The 15,377-nt window shown below is 62.3% G+C and carries 13 protein-coding genes; 10 read left to right on the forward strand and 3 right to left on the reverse strand.

The window, feature by feature from the left end; translation table 11 throughout:
• The first annotated feature begins 1 nt into the window (after position 1).
• From DJFAAGMI_RS23665 to DJFAAGMI_RS23695, 7 genes are all read left to right on the forward strand, one after another.
• Positions 2 to 1,747, forward strand: coding sequence for a class I adenylate-forming enzyme family protein (locus DJFAAGMI_RS23665; RefSeq protein ID WP_211459641.1), 1,746 nt, complete (start codon positions 2 to 4; stop codon positions 1,745 to 1,747).
• Positions 1,748 to 1,814: 67 nt separating this feature from the next.
• Positions 1,815 to 2,570: an alpha/beta fold hydrolase gene (locus DJFAAGMI_RS23670; protein ID WP_211459643.1), complete on the forward strand. Its 756-nt coding sequence runs from the start codon at positions 1,815 to 1,817 to the stop codon at positions 2,568 to 2,570.
• 19 nt (positions 2,571 to 2,589) lie between these two features.
• Positions 2,590 to 3,594: a Bug family tripartite tricarboxylate transporter substrate binding protein gene (locus tag DJFAAGMI_RS23675; RefSeq protein ID WP_211459645.1), complete on the forward strand. Its 1,005-nt coding sequence runs from the start codon at positions 2,590 to 2,592 to the stop codon at positions 3,592 to 3,594.
• A gap of 11 nt (positions 3,595 to 3,605) precedes the next feature.
• Complete coding sequence (locus DJFAAGMI_RS23680; RefSeq protein WP_211459647.1) at positions 3,606 to 4,616, forward strand: NAD(P)H-dependent flavin oxidoreductase; 1,011 nt, start codon at positions 3,606 to 3,608, stop codon at positions 4,614 to 4,616.
• Between the two features lie 117 nt (positions 4,617 to 4,733).
• Positions 4,734 to 6,143, forward strand: coding sequence for a carotenoid oxygenase family protein (locus DJFAAGMI_RS23685; protein WP_249334753.1), 1,410 nt, complete (start codon positions 4,734 to 4,736; stop codon positions 6,141 to 6,143).
• A 29-nt stretch (positions 6,144 to 6,172) separates the two neighbouring features.
• Entirely contained in the window at positions 6,173 to 7,414 is a 1,242-nt protein-coding gene (locus DJFAAGMI_RS23690; protein ID WP_211459651.1) for an acetyl-CoA acetyltransferase, read from the forward strand.
• 299 nt (positions 7,415 to 7,713) lie between these two features.
• Positions 7,714 to 8,805 carry a porin gene (locus DJFAAGMI_RS23695; protein WP_211459660.1) on the forward strand — a complete coding sequence of 364 codons (1,092 nt, stop codon included), beginning with the start codon at positions 7,714 to 7,716 and terminating at the stop codon, positions 8,803 to 8,805.
• A 155-nt stretch (positions 8,806 to 8,960) separates the two neighbouring features.
• Here DJFAAGMI_RS23695 and DJFAAGMI_RS23700 read toward each other — a convergent pair whose 3' ends face one another.
• Together DJFAAGMI_RS23700 and DJFAAGMI_RS23705 are read right to left on the reverse strand one after the other, a co-directional pair.
• The gene (locus DJFAAGMI_RS23700; RefSeq protein WP_211459662.1) at positions 8,961 to 10,034 is read right to left on the reverse strand and encodes a sterol desaturase family protein; all 1,074 of its coding nucleotides are present in this window, start codon (positions 10,032 to 10,034) and stop codon (positions 8,961 to 8,963) included.
• Between the two features lie 197 nt (positions 10,035 to 10,231).
• On the reverse strand, positions 10,232 to 11,152 hold the full coding sequence (locus tag DJFAAGMI_RS23705) for an inositol monophosphatase family protein (RefSeq protein ID WP_003052937.1): 921 nt from the start codon (positions 11,150 to 11,152) through the stop codon (positions 10,232 to 10,234).
• 257 nt (positions 11,153 to 11,409) lie between these two features.
• On the opposite strand from DJFAAGMI_RS23705, the gene DJFAAGMI_RS23710 reads away from it, so the two are divergent.
• From DJFAAGMI_RS23710 to DJFAAGMI_RS23720, 3 genes are all read left to right on the forward strand, one after another.
• Positions 11,410 to 12,210 carry an RNA methyltransferase gene (locus DJFAAGMI_RS23710; protein ID WP_211459664.1) on the forward strand — a complete coding sequence of 267 codons (801 nt, stop codon included), beginning with the start codon at positions 11,410 to 11,412 and terminating at the stop codon, positions 12,208 to 12,210.
• 37 nt (positions 12,211 to 12,247) lie between these two features.
• A complete protein-coding gene (gene cysE / locus DJFAAGMI_RS23715; protein ID WP_043004771.1) occupies positions 12,248 to 13,084 on the forward strand; it encodes a serine O-acetyltransferase in 837 nt (278 codons plus the stop codon).
• A gap of 166 nt (positions 13,085 to 13,250) precedes the next feature.
• Positions 13,251 to 13,910: a nitroreductase gene (locus tag DJFAAGMI_RS23720; protein ID WP_211459666.1), complete on the forward strand. Its 660-nt coding sequence runs from the start codon at positions 13,251 to 13,253 to the stop codon at positions 13,908 to 13,910.
• 137 nt (positions 13,911 to 14,047) lie between these two features.
• Here DJFAAGMI_RS23720 and DJFAAGMI_RS23725 read toward each other — a convergent pair whose 3' ends face one another.
• Positions 14,048 to 15,268 (reverse strand): ABC transporter substrate-binding protein, encoded by a 1,221-nt coding sequence (locus tag DJFAAGMI_RS23725; protein WP_211459668.1) that lies wholly within the window; start codon positions 15,266 to 15,268, stop codon positions 14,048 to 14,050.
• Between the last annotated feature and the right edge of the window lie 109 nt (positions 15,269 to 15,377).

Below are 15,377 nucleotides of genomic sequence, written 5' to 3' on the forward strand. Positions count from 1 at the left end.
CATGATTTTGGTAGAACAGACAACCATCGATGAATACCTCGCCAAAGGCTGGTGGGGCCAATCAACCATCGGCGAGATCTTTCTCGACACTGCCGCGCGCCAACCGTCACTGTTTGCCGTATCCGATGCTCCCAATCGTGCAAAGCTGTTCGGCAAGGCGCCGCAGCGCTGGAGCTGGGCTGAGCTGCGCGAGCAAGTGGGGCGCATGAGCGCCTTGCTCAAGGCCCAGGGCGTGCTCAAGGACGATGTCGTTGTCGTCCAGATGCCGAACTGTGTCGAGCTGCATGCGATCTATCTGGCCTGCGCGATCGGAGGCGTCGTCGTCTCGCCAGTGCCGATGCAGTATCGGGCGCATGAGATCGAGTATGTCGTGCAGAGCAGCGCGGCGCGTGGCCTCATCACCACTCAGCGCCTGGGCAGATACCTGCCGGCGCAGGAGCTGGTCGGGATGCGCGCGCAGCTGCCCACAGTGCAGTGGATCTGGTCGTACTCCGACGGATCAGGCGAACCGCTGCCGGGCGGCGTGGCGGATCTTGACGCATTGCTTGCCGCAACCACACCGGCAGGCGACGCGCAGATGCGCGAGCACATGCGGCAGATCGGTCTCAGCGCCGATGACGTGTTCACGGTCTGCTGGACTTCCGGCACCGAAGCACGCGCCAAGGGGGTTCCGAGAAGCCATAACGAATGGCTGATCGTCGGTGCGGGTGTCATCGACGCAGGCCAGATGCCGCAAGGCGTGCAGATGGTGATTCCGTTTCCCTTTGTGAACATGGCGGGCATTTCGACCAGTCTGATGGCCTGGCTGCTCACGGCGGGCGGATTGCACCATCACCATCCATTCGATCTCACAGTCTTTATTGAGCAGCTGCAGGACAACCAGACCGACTACACCGTGGCCGCACCTGCGGTGCTGGGCATGTTGCTCAAGGCGCCTGAGCTGCTCGAAGGTTTGGACCTGAGCCGACTCAAGCGCATAGGCTCCGGCGGCGGCCCGCTCTCGCCCTGGGTCATGGAGCAGTTTGCCGAGCGTTATGGCATCGAGGTCATCAACTACTTCGGCTCGAATGAAGGGGCCGCGCTGTCATCTACGCCGCAGGACGTTCCCGATCGACACCAGCGTGCCAGCTACTTTCCCCGCGTGGGGGTCCCGGGCTTTGGCTGGAATGCCGTGCATTCCCAAAAGCTTGCCACGCGCCTGGTCGATGTGGACAGCGGCGAGGAAATCCGTGAGCCCGGCAGGATCGGCGAGCTGCGCTTCAAGGGACCGATGATTTTTTCGGGCTACTTCAACAGCCCCGAGCTTACCGCCCGTGCATTTGATGAACTGGGCTACTACCGCAGCGGCGATCTGTTTGAGATTGCCGGCGACAGGCAGCAGTTCTACCGCTTTGCTGGTCGTTGCAAGGACATCGTCGTGCGCGGCGGAATGAACATCTCCTGCGAGGAGGTCGAGAGCTTGCTGCTGTCGCACCCCAAGGTGCGTGAAGTGGCAGTGATCGGCTGGCCCGACGATGTGGTGGGTGAGAAGGTCTGCGCCGTGGTAGCTCCCAAGGACAGTGCTGATCCTCCCGATCTGCCCGAGCTGGTCGCGTTCCTCAGGACCGAGGGCAAGGTGGCCGCCTTCAAGCTGCCCGAGCGCATGGAAGTGATTGGCGAGCTGCCGCGCAACCCGGTGGGCAAGGTGCTCAAGCGCGTGCTGCGCGAACAGATGCAGGTCGGGGTCGGTACAGCTTCGGTGGCCTGATCCGTCAGCAGCAGTTCGTGAGCACGAGCAGAGCAGAAAACCGATAGAGACAACGGAGACAAACGATATGAACGCAGTCAGGCCCAAGCAGCCGGATGACCAAAGTGCTGCGAGCATCGCCGCGCTGGTACTGATCCCGGGCATGCTCAATGACAGGAGCATCTGGAACGACGTGATCGCCGGAGTGCGCCGGCAACTGGGCGACAAGGTCCATGTTCTGGTGGCTGACGTGATCACCCAGGCTTCGATAGCGGATATGGCTCGCGACGCGTGGCGGTTGCTGGCCGAGATACCGGCCCAAACGCCTTGTTTTGTCGCGGGCTTCTCGATGGGAGGCTATGTGGCACTTGAAATGCTCAGCCATCCGGTACGGCCGATTCGCGAAGCATGGCTGATCTCCACTTCGGGGCTGCCCGAAAGCCCGACCAGTGCGCCCCTGCGTGAAAAAGCGATTGCCAGTTTCGAACAGGACTTCGAGAAAGCCATACAGGCCACCGCGCGCTGGGGGACTTTCGAGAAGGAGGTCGATGCACTCGAGCCGGTCATCGAGGCCATGCGCAAGATCGGCGCGGAGGTGGCTGTCCGCCAGACGCGCGCCATCATGCAGCGCCGCGATCTGCGCGAGGCACTGGGGACGTTGAACCTACCCGTGCATGTGCTGTGTGGCAAAGAGGATCGCATCACACCGCCTAGCCTGTCTGAGGAACTGGCTTCAAGCATCCCCGGCGCTCAGCTGCAGTGGGTGGAGAAGTCCGGTCACATGCTGCCCTTCGAGCAGCCGGCGTTCATCGTTCAAAGCCTGTGTGCGCGTCTCATTGCCTGATTTACGGAGTAGTCGTCTCATGTATCCCAGTTTCAAAAATGATCGCATGCAGCGCAGCCTGGCCGCTGCATTGTTTGCCGGCTTCGCGATTGCGCCCGTGGCCATGGCTGCCGAAGAGGCGTTCCCTGCCCGACCGGTGCATGTCTATGTGCCGTTTGCCGCCGGCAACACGCTGGACAACGCGCTGCGCCAGGTGGCCGAGGAATTCCGCAAGAGCACGGGCCAGCCGATGATCATCGACAACAAGCCCGGCGGCGCCGGAATCCTCGCCGCGCAGGCCGCAGCGCGAGCGCCGGCCGATGGCTACAGCCTGCTTCTGGTCAATACCAGCATGTTGTCCGTCAATCCCTATACCTTCAAGAAAAAGCTGCCTTACGACGCCGAAAAAAGCTACCGGCAGATCACGGGATTCGTCGGCTCCACCCTGGTGCTGGCCGCCAACAAGACCGTCCCGTCGAACAATCTTCAGGAGTTCACCCAATGGGCCAAGAGCCAGAAAACACCGGTCAACTATGCATCGTTCACGGTCGGAAATTCATCGCATTTTGCGGGCGTAATCCTCAATGAGAAGCTGGGCCTGAATCTGATCCACGTACCTTTCAACGGCACGCCTTCGGCGGTGCAGAACCTGATTGGCGGACAGGTCAATACGGCTTTCCTGCCATTGATTGCGGTCAAGCAGCAGGTGGATGCCGGCCGGCTCAAGGTGCTTGGCGTGAGCAGCCCCAGGCGCTCCGAGCTGCTACCCAACGTGGCCACGTTTGCGGAGCAGGGGTTGCCCGAGATGAATCTCTACATCTGGTCTGGCTTTGCCGCCCCGGCATCGACACCTGATTTGGTGGTGAATCGTCTGAATGACGAGATCAACAAGATCCTGCGTTCGCCGGAGCTCAGGGCCAGGTGGCGCGACATGGACTTCGAACCCATGCCCATGTCGCCAAAGGAGTTCACCGAGTTCGTGCGCGAAGAGAACCAACGCTGGCGCAAGGTGATCGAGGTCTCCGGGTTCAAGATCGAAGAGTGACGGGGGACAGCATGTACCAGACATTCCCCTCCGATGCCCGGACCGGCCTGGCCGCCGAAAATAGCAGCCTCGCGCACCGGCTGAACCTGCGCATTCCCGTAGTCTCTGCTCCCATGTTCCTGGTGTCCGGGCCGGAACTTGTGGTGGCCGCCTGCAAGGCCGGCATCGTGGGCGCGTTTCCCACGCCCAACGCACGCCCGATCGAGGTGCTCGACGACTGGATGACGAACATCACGCAGCAGCTGCAACGCGCTCGCGACGAGCAGGACCCTTCCACCGTCGGGGCGTGGTGCGCCAATGTGGTGACCCATTCCTCCAATACGCGCTTGCTGGACGACCTGAGGCTCATTGCCAAGCACCAGCCGCCGGTGGTGGTCACGGCGCTCGGCAGTCCGAAGCCTGTGATCGAAACCGTGCACGGCTACGGCGGCATCGTGATTGCCGATGTGATCAGTCTGCGTCTTGCCGAGAAGGCCGCGGCCGCAGGTGCCGACGGGCTGGCCTGTATCTGTGCGGGCGCGGGTGGACACACTGGCCATCTGTCGCCATTCGCCTTCGTGAGCGCGGTACGCGAGTTCTTCGACGGCCATGTGATCGTGGGCGGCGGCATCAGCGATGGCTTCGGTGTTGCGGGTGCCATAGCTTCGGGTGCCGACCTCGTCTACATGGGCACGCGCTTCATCCCCACGACGGAGAGCATGGCCGAGCCGGCCTACAAGGACATGCTCGTGGCCGCCACCTCGGAAGACTTGCTGGTGAGCGCCGGCATCACAGGCAGCAACGCCAGCTGGCTCAAGCCGTCGCTGCGCGCCCACGGCATCGATCCGGACAACATGCCCGCCGTGCCCGAGCGTTCTTATGACAGCAATCGGGCCATCGGCGCACGCAAGTGGAAGGACGTATGGGCTGCAGGCCAGGGTGTCGGAGCCGTGAAGTCGGTGCGGAGCGTGGCGCAGGTGGTTGACCAGCTGGCGCAGGAATGGGATGCAGCCCGGGCGCGCTTCAGGTCCTTTTCAAGTTAGCGCGCAAAAGTCTGCAGTCATCGTCGATTCACTCCAGAAACTGAAAAGAGGACTCCTATGCATACGGAAATCGTCGGGCGGATACGACCCACAATCACGAACTGGGACAAAAATTTCATGAGCGGCCCGTTCACGCCGAACTTCGTCGAGTACACAGCCTCAGAGCTGGAGGTGATCGGTGAAGTGCCCAGGCGCCTGAACGGCGTCTACCTGCGCAACACGCAAAACCCGGTGCACGAGCCCCGGGGCGTGCATCATGCCTTCGATGGCGACGGCATGCTTCATCTGCTGAGTTTCAGGAACGGTCAGGTGGAATATCGCAACCGCTTTCTGCGCACCAAGGGCTTCGAGGAGGAACAGGCTGCGGGTCGTTCCCTGTACGCCGGCCTCATAGACAACCCGGGGCTAGCGCAGCGTCCGGGCTGGGGCGCGCGCGGCGGCCTGAAGGATACCTCGGCCACCGATGTGATCGTGCACGCGGGCTCTGCGCTGACCACGTTCTACCAATGCGGCGAGCCCTACCGCTTCGATGCGCGCACGCTGGAGCCGCTCGGCGTATCCGCGTGGGGAGCGCAGGTGCTCGAGGACAACGGGATTTCGGCGCATCCCAAAGTCTGCCCCAGGAGCGGCGATCTGCTGTTCTTCAACTACAGCAAAGAGGCGCCGTATATGCATTACGGCGAGGTGAACGCACGCGACGAGCTGGTGCATTACGTGCAGGTGCCCCTGCCGGGGCCGCGTCTGCCGCACGACATGATGTTCACCGAGAACTTCGCGATTCTCAATGACTTCCCATTGCATTGGGACGAGTCGCTGCTGGCGCAAGGCAAACACAAGCTGAGCTATTTCGATCAGAAACCCAGCCGCTTCGCGGTCGTTCCGCGACGCCATGCGCCTCAGGCTGGCGTGAAATGGTTCGAAGCCAGTCCCACCTATGTGCTGCATTGGCTCAATGCCTGGGAAGAGGGCGACGAGATCGTGCTGCATGGATACCACCAGCAGCAGCCCATGCCCAGGGCGGGTTATGACAACACAGGTGCCTCACTGGGCCCTGACCGCTATGGCCCGACGCTCTACGAATGGCGTCTGAACCTGCGCACCGGCGAGGTCGGGGAGCGGAGGCTGTTTGACAGGCATCTTGAGTTCGGCCTGATCAATGCGCGTCACTGGGGCCGGCCCTATCGCTATTCCTACAACATGATCGCGCACCCGGATCACTTTCTTTTCGACGGGATACAGCGCTTCGACCACACCACGGGCGAGACGCAGGAATACCGCTTCGGCGAAGGCCGCTTCGGCAGCGAATCTCCCATGGCACCGGCTCTCGATGCCGGCGCCGAAGACGACGGCTACGTGGTCAGCTTCGTGACCGACATGAACACCGATAGCTCGGAATGCGTGGTGCTCGACGCGAGCGACCTAGCACGAGGACCGGTTGCGCGCATCCGCCTGCCGCATCGCATCAGTAGCGGAACGCACGCCTGCTGGGCCGATGCGTCCGAGCTGCGCGGCGAGCAGGTTGTCTGACTACCCACAAAAAGCGAGGAGATGAACCAATGACACAAGCGACATACATTCTGGGTGGCTATCAGACAGACTTTGCCAGGGCATGGTCGCGTCAGGGGCAAGACCTGTCCGACATGGTTGCAGAGGCGGTGAACGGCGTGCTCGATGCCGTTCAGGTGAAAGCCTCGGAGATAGAGAGCATTCATGTCGGCAATGCCTTCGGCGAGCTGCAGCGTCAGCAGGCGCACCTGGGTTCGATGGTCGCGCAGATGGTGCCCGAACTCAACGGTGTTGCCGCCATGCGCCATGAGGGGGCCTGCGCCTCGTCCTCTCTGGGCGTGCTCAGTGCCATGGCCGAGATCGAGTCGGGCCGTTACGACTGCGTTTTGGTGCTTGGCGTGGAGGAGTTCAAGAACACCTCCGGACATGAAGCCTCTCGCAACCAGAATGCCGCCTCCTGGCAGGGACATGAAGGCATCGAATGCCAGTACATGTGGCCGGCTGCATTCGGCGCGGTTGCTCAGGAGTATCAGCGTCGCTACGGCCTGGATCGCAAGTACCTCAACCGTATTGCCGAACTGAACTACGGCCACGCCAGGAACAACCCGCTGGCCCAGACCCGCAATTGGCAGTTCAACGAATTGAGCTTCACCGACGATGAAGAGGCCAATCCGCTCGTGGAGCCCGGAACCCGCAGACAGGATTGCGGTCAGGTGACCGATGGCGCGGCAGCCGTGATTCTTGCATCCGAGGCCTTTGCGCGTAGCTATGCAGAACGCAACGGCCTGCAGCTCCAGGATATCGCGCGCATCACCGGCTGGGGACACCGCAACTCCGTCCTGCGCCTGAAGGACAAGTTTGAGCTGAGCCGTGAGTCGGCCTATGTCTTTCCGCATCTGCGCCAGACAATCGAGGACGCATGGGGCCGCGCAGGCATACAGGGGACGCAAGATTTGGACGGCATCGAGACCCATGACTGCTTCACCACCACCGAGTATGTGGCGATCGATCATTTCGGTCTCACGCCGCCAGGGCAGAGCTGGCAGGCAGTGGAAGACGGCTCCATAGACCGTGATGGCCGTTGCCCAGTCAACATGAGTGGAGGTTTGATCGGCTGCGGCCACCCGGTGGGCGCGACCGGCGTCCGTATGGTGCTGGATTGCGCGCGCCAGGTCACAGGCAAGGCCGGTGCCACGCAGATTCCGAAGGCGCGTCGCATGCAGACGCTCAATATCGGCGGCTCCTTCGGCACCGTGGTCAGCTTTGTGATCGAGCAGGGACGGCGTGGCTGAAATGAGTGGGCAGGACTCTTCCGCCTCGGATTGGCGGCGGGTCTGATCCTTGCGGATCTGGCCGGCGCAGTCTTCCATACCAGGCATCTTTCGGCGCAATCGGCCGCAAAGAGGGCTGCGTTTGCGCAATGCCTGCACAACAGCGAGTTTTCCGACGGAGCTACGGCCTTGCCCGGAACCTGCCAGCCACGATTTCCCAGAGGCGGCGAGAACAAGGCTGCCGTCGGTACGCCCGTCGAAACGCGTTCTGCCATGCGGACTCCTGCATGAAAAACACACTCCAATCACACAGAGGCACTATGAACAAGCTTTCAACTGCGCTGGGCCTGGGTCTGCTCGTCGCACCTCCTGCACTTCTCGCGCAAAACACCGTCACCTTGGGAGGCCAGATCAAACTGGGGATGGACCATATCTCGCTCGACAGCCGTAGCGCAGAGCGCAGCGCCGCGCGGCTCACCAACAACACCAGCTTCTGGTATCTCGATGGCAAGGAGGATCTGGGCGGCGGCAAGAGCGCCTACTATCGGCTGGAATGGGATTTCGCCGCCGATACCGGCACATTCGGGGCCGGTCGCAATTTCTTTGTGGGTCTGGGGGACGCGCAGCTGGGGCGTCTGCAGCTCGGCCGCCAATCGGTGTATTTCAGCCATCACTGGTTCCAGGGCGATTACCACGGCGCATTCGATGCCGCGCCCAATGCGGCCAACTCGCTGAATGTGCTGGGAACCGTCAACGGTGCCTACTTTGCCGGCGGCTTCCTGAACAACACCATTCGCTACCAGGCGCCCAGCATCGGAGGCTTCTCGGGCATGGCGTCCTATACCTTCGATGCGGAATCTGCCGAGGCCAAGCGCAACAAGACCTGGTACATCAGCCCCACCTATACCAAGGGACAGTTGCGCATCGGCTACTACCATCTCTCGCGCAGGTCCCAGGGCAGCATGCCGGGTCAGACCGTGGGCTCCCTCGACCAGGATGCCGACCGCTTCGCTTTCAGCTATCTGCAAAGCGGTGTTCGGTTCGGTCTGCTGGTCGACCGCAACAAGGTCACCGACCGCGCCTCGGGGACGTCGCAGCATCGCTGGGCGTATGCAATCCCGCTGACCTACGGCACGGGACCGCATCTGCTGTCTGCAACCTGGGGGCAGGCGCTTTCAACGCACATCAACGGCAGCAAGCTTGCAAGCTCGGGTGCGAAGATGCTCTCGCTGAGCTACCAGTACTCGCTGAGCAAGCGCACTGCGCTTGACCTGTCGGTGATCGAGCTGCGCAACCAGAAGAACGGCCGCTACAACTTCTGGAACGGCGGCATGGGTGGCCTGCAGCTGGCAGCGTCCGACGCAGGTGGCAAGTCGCGCATGATCTACGCGGGGATGAAGCACACTTTCTGATTCAGTCCTTGATCGGAACTGTCGGACATGGACGACGCGGTTGTTCGCGCCGCGCTGAAATTCCCGCGCGCCATACGGCTGCCATGCCCAGGGGGCAACGGAAAAGGCTGCCTGGGCGGAGTCGGGGAAAGCAGTATCACGGTCTGCTGGGGCGCTCAGGCCGTTTCTTGCGGCTTGGCACTGCTGGCAGGCTGCTCCGATACGGTGTCATCGGCATCGTGGATGGGGCGGTAGCCCGGCCCGAAGGACACATCGCCCAGCCGCCAGCCGGCGCGGCAGCTCACCGCGCCCCAGAAGCGCTTCAGGGTGTACCACTGCATGGCGATCAGGCCGCGCTCGTTGTCGGCATCCACTTCCGGGTCGCTTACGCCCGTGGGGCGCAGCTCTTCATCGTGATAGAGAGCGGTGCCGAACAACTGATCCCACCAGGGAAGGACCTGGCCGAAGTTGCAGTTGTGGCGCTCGGGACGCTCTGCATCGCGCAGCATGTGGTGGTTGCGGTGAAAACGCGGGCCGACCAGCAGGCGTTCGCCCATTTTGCCCAACCAGCCCAGACGCAGCGCGACATTGGCATGGGAAAAGTTCTGCACCAGCTCGCTGAGCAGGCCCAGCATGGCGAACTCCGATGGCTCCACGCCCATGGCCAGACCCACGCTGGCCAGTGCAAAGCTTTGCAGCATGCCGTCCAGATAGTTGCTGCGATCATTGCTCCAGCAGCTCATCTGGCGCTGACTGTGGTGCATGCTGTGCATGGCCCACCACCAGGGAATGATGTGCTGGGCGCGGTGCATCCAGTAATACGTGAGGTCGTAGACCACGTAGTACACGCCAAACAAGACATAGGGGTGGTCTTCAAACCAGGGCACCCAGGCCTTGAGGCCGCTGGCTTCCGAGGTGGACGGTCCGCCGCCCAGCATATGGGCGACCGGCATGAGGATCAGAAAGCTGAACAGCGGAAACAGGCCCAGCAGCATGAGCAGGGTGTAGTTGCGATCCACCGTGGTGTGACGGCGGTCGGCCCAACGCTCGGCGGGAAGCAGGCTCTCCAGAGGCCGCATCACACAGCCGATCAGAAACAGCTGCAGCAGCGCGATCAGAATGCCGGCGGCAATCTCGCGCGGATCGCCCGCTGCCTCGGCAATATGGAGTGCGTTGACCACGGGAGTCACCGCATGCACGGATACCCAGTCAATGGCCAGCGTCCAGTGCTGGCTGAAGAAATCCATCATATTGTTCTGCCCATTTGTCGTCGGGCAGATTCTGGACCGGGAGTTTGTGGATTCTGTGGAGAGACGCAGACTCCGCCGCCTGTCCCTTGCGTGTGGTCAAGAGGCATTGGCTGGGCCGGATCGGAGCGGTCGCAATAAAAAAAGGGCCTGGTCCACCGGACCAGGCCCTTTCCGCAGTCGTGGGGCGACCGCCTTTTTTATTCAGCGTTCTTCTGACCTTCTTCGGCCGCTGCCTCGGCGCCTTCTTCGGCGGGGGCTTCGAATTCACCGCTCTTGACGGCCTGGCGCACGGCTGCCTTTTCGCCGGCGCTGGCGAATTTGCTGTACTTGCCGAGCACGGGGATCAGCGAGCCGTAGATGCGGGGATTGGCCGCCAGGATTTCGCGTTGCTCCAGGAAGTCGGCTTCGCCCGTGAAGTTGCCCACCAGGCCACCGGCCTCGCTGACCAGCAAGGAGCCGGCAGCCACGTCCCAGATGGACAGGCCGGACTCAAAGAAACCGTCGGCAAAGCCGGCTGCCACATAGGCCAGATCCAGGGCGGCCGAACCGGGGCGACGCACGCCGGCGGTGCGCTGCATGACGTCGCCCAGCATCAGCATGTATTGCTTGAAGTTGTCGCCGCGGCGGAAGGGGAAGCCTGTGGAGATCAGACAGTCGCGCAGCTGGGTGCGCTTGGAGACGCGGATGCGGCGTTCGTTCAGATAGGCACCGCGGCCCTTGGTGGCCGTGAACAGGTCGTTGCGGCTGGGGTCATAGATCACGGCGTGCTCGATCTTGCCCTTGTAGGCCAGGGCGATGCTCACGCAGTACACGGGGAAGCCGTGGATGAAGTTGGTGGTGCCGTCCAGGGGATCGATGATCCAGACATGGTCGGAGTTCTTGGCACCGTGCTCGCTGCCCGATTCTTCGGCCAGGATGGAATGCTGGGGGTAGGCGTTGAGCAGCGTCTCAATGATGATGCGCTCGGCAGCCTGGTCTACCTCGGTCACAAAGTCGTTCACCTGCTTTTGCGCAACGCGCACCGATTCCACATCCAGTGCGGCACGGTTGATGAGGGCGCCAGCGGCGCGAGCAGCCTTGATGGCCACGTTGAGCATGGGGTGCAGGGAGTTCGACATAAATTGTGAGTGCGTTGGCGATGCAGCCCGGAGCAAAACTGGGCTGAACTACGCGGGTAAGAACGTAAAAGCCGCGACCGGCGATGCGGGGCGGCGACAATGGGCGCAATTCTACCCAGCCTGCGCTTTTTTTGCTTGTTCGTCCCGGCGACCCGAGGGTCTTCTCTGCGGCGCTTGCGGATACGAGAGAGAACGGGCTGCGTAGGCTGCTGTCTTATCAAGGCCACAAGTGGGGCCTTTTGCATTGTTCTGCGTTGATGAAAACCCGATTCGTACTGATTGAAACCAGCCATGCCGGCAATGTGGGCGCGGCTGCCCGAGCGCTCAAGACCATGGGCTTCGACGACCTGGTGCTGGTGCGCCCGCGCTATAAGAACGTGCTGCGCAAGGAAGAGACCATCCAGCGCGCCAGCGGCGCACTGGACGTGCTGGACAAGGCTCGCGTGGTCGATACCCTGGATGAAGCCCTGGAGGGCATCAGCCATATGTGCGCCACGGCGATGACGCCTCGTGACTTCGGCCCGCCCACACGCACGCCGCGTGAGCATTTCGAGTTGCTCCTGAAAGGAGAGCTGGATACGCGCTCCGTACCTGCTGAGGACGCCGGTCTGACCGATAACCAGCCCACGCCCGCTGCGGTCTGCAACCAGAAGGGCGTGGCCTTTCTGTTCGGCTGCGAGCGCTTTGGCATGAGCAACGACGATGTATACCGCTGCGACGTGGCGTTGTCGATTCCGTCCAATCCGCAGTTCGGCTCGCTCAATCTGGGCTCGGCGATTCAGGTCGTTGCCTATGACTGGCGCGCGGCGCTTGGCGGCTTTCCCGTGGTGGAGCACACGCCTGAGGTGCATCGCGCCGACATGGCCCAGGTGCAGGGCATGCTGGGCCATTGGGAGCAGGCCCTGGCCCATATCGGTTTTCTGGACCCGGCAGCGCCCAAGAAGCTCATGCCCCGGCTTAACCAGCTTTTCAACCGCGCGCAGCTGACCCAGGAAGAAATCCATATTCTCCGCGGTGTTGCCAAAGCCATGCTGCAGAGCCAGCCTCCAACCCGCTAGACTTCACAAGCTAAACATTTCCTCACGTTGTTATTTGATGCTTGCTCGCCTGCGCTCCGACATCCAGTGCATTCTTGACCGCGACCCTGCGGCCCGCAGCACCTGGGAGGTCATCACCTGTTATCCGGGGCTGCACGCCATCTGGCTGCAGCGCCCTGCACACTGGTGCTGGACGCATGGCTTCAAATGGCTGGGCCGCTTCATCTCGCACATGGGGCGCTGGTTCACCGGCATTGAAATCCACCCCGGTGCCGTCATCGGTCGCGAGGTCTTCATTGATCACGGCATGGGTGTCGTGATCGGCGAAACCGCCGTGGTGGGCGATGGCTGCACCATCTATCACGGTGTGACCCTGGGCGGTACCTCGCTGTACAAGGGCGCCAAGCGCCACCCGACCCTGGGCAAGAACGTGGTGGTCAGTGCCGGCGCCAAGGTGCTGGGCGGCTTCGAGGTGGGCGATGGTGCCAAGATCGGCAGCAATGCCGTGGTCATCAAGCCCGTGCCCGCAGGTGCCACGGCCGTCGGCATTCCGGCTCGCATCATTCCCAGCAAGACCGGGCAGAGCGCCGATGTGACCGAGCATGAGCTGGCTCCCAAGGTCGAGGCCAAGGCACAAGCGGCTGTCGTGGTCGACGAGGATTGCGGCAAGAGCGGCTTCACCGCCTATGGCGTGACGGCCGAAGTCGACCCCGTGGCCCAGGCCATGCGCTCGCTGTCCGAAGGCGCGGCCGGTCACGAAAAGCAGATCGCACTGCTGTGGGCTGCCATCGAGAAGCTCTCGATCCAGGGCCATGTCAAGGACTGTGTGCCTTGCGAGTCCGAGCGCCCTGAGGCCTTCCAGAAGGACAAGATCGACCAGATTCTAGGAAAGTAGGCCTCAAACGCTTATCTGTAAAGCGATTTATGCTTCTTTTTTGATAGTTAAGCCAGCGCCTGTCGCTGGCTTTTTTCATGGTGCTTGCCCGTAGTCGATTTGAGGGGCGCAAGCCCTGCCCATCCGCCCAAGACTGCTTGTCAACTCAAACCCAAGGCGAGCAATGATGAATGTGGAACAGGCCCTGCGACAGCGCCATTCGGTGCGTGCCTTTTTGTCCAGAGCGGTGGGGGCGGCCCAGGTCAGGGAGTTGCTGGTGCAGGCCGGACTGGCGGCTTCCGGCGGCAATCTCCAGCCCTGGCGCGTGATGGCACTGACGGGCACAAGTCTGCAGGCATTGCGCCAGGCCATGTCCGAGGCGACCCCTGATTCCGATGCGGCCCTGGTCTATCCGGCTCAGCTCTGGGAGCCCTATCGCCGCCGCCGCTTCGACAATGGCGAGGATCTCTATCGCTCCTTGGGCATGGGGCGTGAGGACAGGGTTGGGCGGCTGCGGCAGCTGGCCAGCAACGCCCAGATGTTTGGCGCGCCGGTCGGCGTATTCGTGGCCGTCGAGAAACGCATGTTGCATGCGCAGTGGGTGGATCTGGGGATTTATCTGCAATCGCTGATGCTGCTGGCCGCCGACAAGGGCCTGGCCACCTGTGCCCAGGGCTTCTGGCGCGGTTACAGCACTTTTGTGAGCCGGCACCTGGCGCTGCCGCCGGGCTACCAGATCGCCTTTGGCATGGCACTGGGTTATGAGGACAGCGCCGCGCCCATCAACCAGTGGCGCTCCACCAGGGCTGCGCCCGAGGACTGGTGCGAACTGCGCGGGTTCGAATAAGCCTTGTCTCGATGCTGGTGCAGGCGGGCGCTTGATGCTTCTGCCTATGTGGCCAGAAGGCTGGGCCGCCGATGAAGCGCAATGCATGAGGCCGGGCTCCATGCAGGCAGCCCGCCTGCTTCTTCAATGGCGGTGGTTTACTTCCACAGCGCGCACTTGCTCTCTTCCTTGGTGGTGAAGACCTGGTCGCCGGGCAGGGTCTTGAGCACCTTGAAGTAATCCCAGGCCTTCTTCGATTCGGCTGGTGCCTTGACCTGCAGCAGATACATATCGTGGGCATAGCGGCCATCGGGGCGAACCACGCCCTTGGCATAGAAGTCCGACAGTGGCGTGGCCTTGAAGCCGGCCATGATCTTGTCGGCATCCGTCGTGCCGAGCTTCTCGGCCAGCTTCAGATACTGCATGGCGGCCGAGTAGTTGGCGGCCTGCAGTGAAGTGGGCATCTTCTTGAACTTGGCAAAGAAGCGATCCGAGAACTTGCGGCTTTCGGGGTTCAGGTCCCAATACCAGCTGTCGGTGAACATCAGGCCTTCCGTGGCCTTGAGGCCCAGACTGTGGATGTCGGAGCTGAACAGCAGCAGGCCGGCCAGCTTCATGGTCTTGGTCAGGCCAAATTCGCGGGCCGACTTGATGGCATTGATGGTGTCGCCGCCGGCATTGGCGAGACCCAGGATCTGGGCCTTGGAGTTCTGGGCCTGCAGCAGAAAGGAGGAGAAGTCAGCCGTGTTCAGCGGGTGCTTTACATTGCCCAGCACCTTGCCGCCGGAGGCATTGATGACGCGCGTGGTGTCGGCTTCCAGGGCCTGGCCAAAGGCATAGTCCGCCGTCAGAAAGAACCAGTTCTTGCCGCCCAGTTCCACCACAGCCTTGCCCGTGCCCTTGGCCAGTGCCACGGTGTCATAGGCATAGTGCACAAAATAGGGGCTGCACTGCTCGTTGGTCAGTGCCGAGGTGCCGGCACCGTTGATGATGTAGACCTTTTTCTTTTCATCGGCCACCTTGCCCATGGCCAGACCGGCGCTGGAAGTGGTGCCCCCGATCAGCATGCTCATGCCCTGGGTATCGAACCACTCGCGCGCCTTGCTGGCCGCGATATCGGCCTTGTTCTGGTGGTCGGCAGTCAGCACCTCGACGGGCTTGCCCAGCAGCTTGCCGCCGAAGTCGTCCACGGCCATCTGCACGGCCAGAGCACCGCCCTTGCCGTCCACATCGGAGTAGAGGCCCGACATATCGGTGATGAAGCCGATGCGAATCTTGTCCTGCGCCTGAGCGCCTGCAGCGGCCAGCAGGCAGCCCAATGCCAGCGTCAATGTTCTGGGGGAGAAAGCGGTAGCGGAGCAAACAGAGCGAGGCTTCATCAGAGTCATCTCCTGAGATGGTGAGTACCCGGTCACTGCGACGGGCAGCCAGCATGGTCGCAGCTGGCGCAGGCCGCGCCATCAGGGCAAGCACCGGGGCGGCTGCGGC

It is taken from the genome of Comamonas brasiliensis (genome assembly GCF_018292285.1).
GTDB lineage: Bacteria > Pseudomonadota > Gammaproteobacteria > Burkholderiales > Burkholderiaceae_C > Comamonas > Comamonas brasiliensis.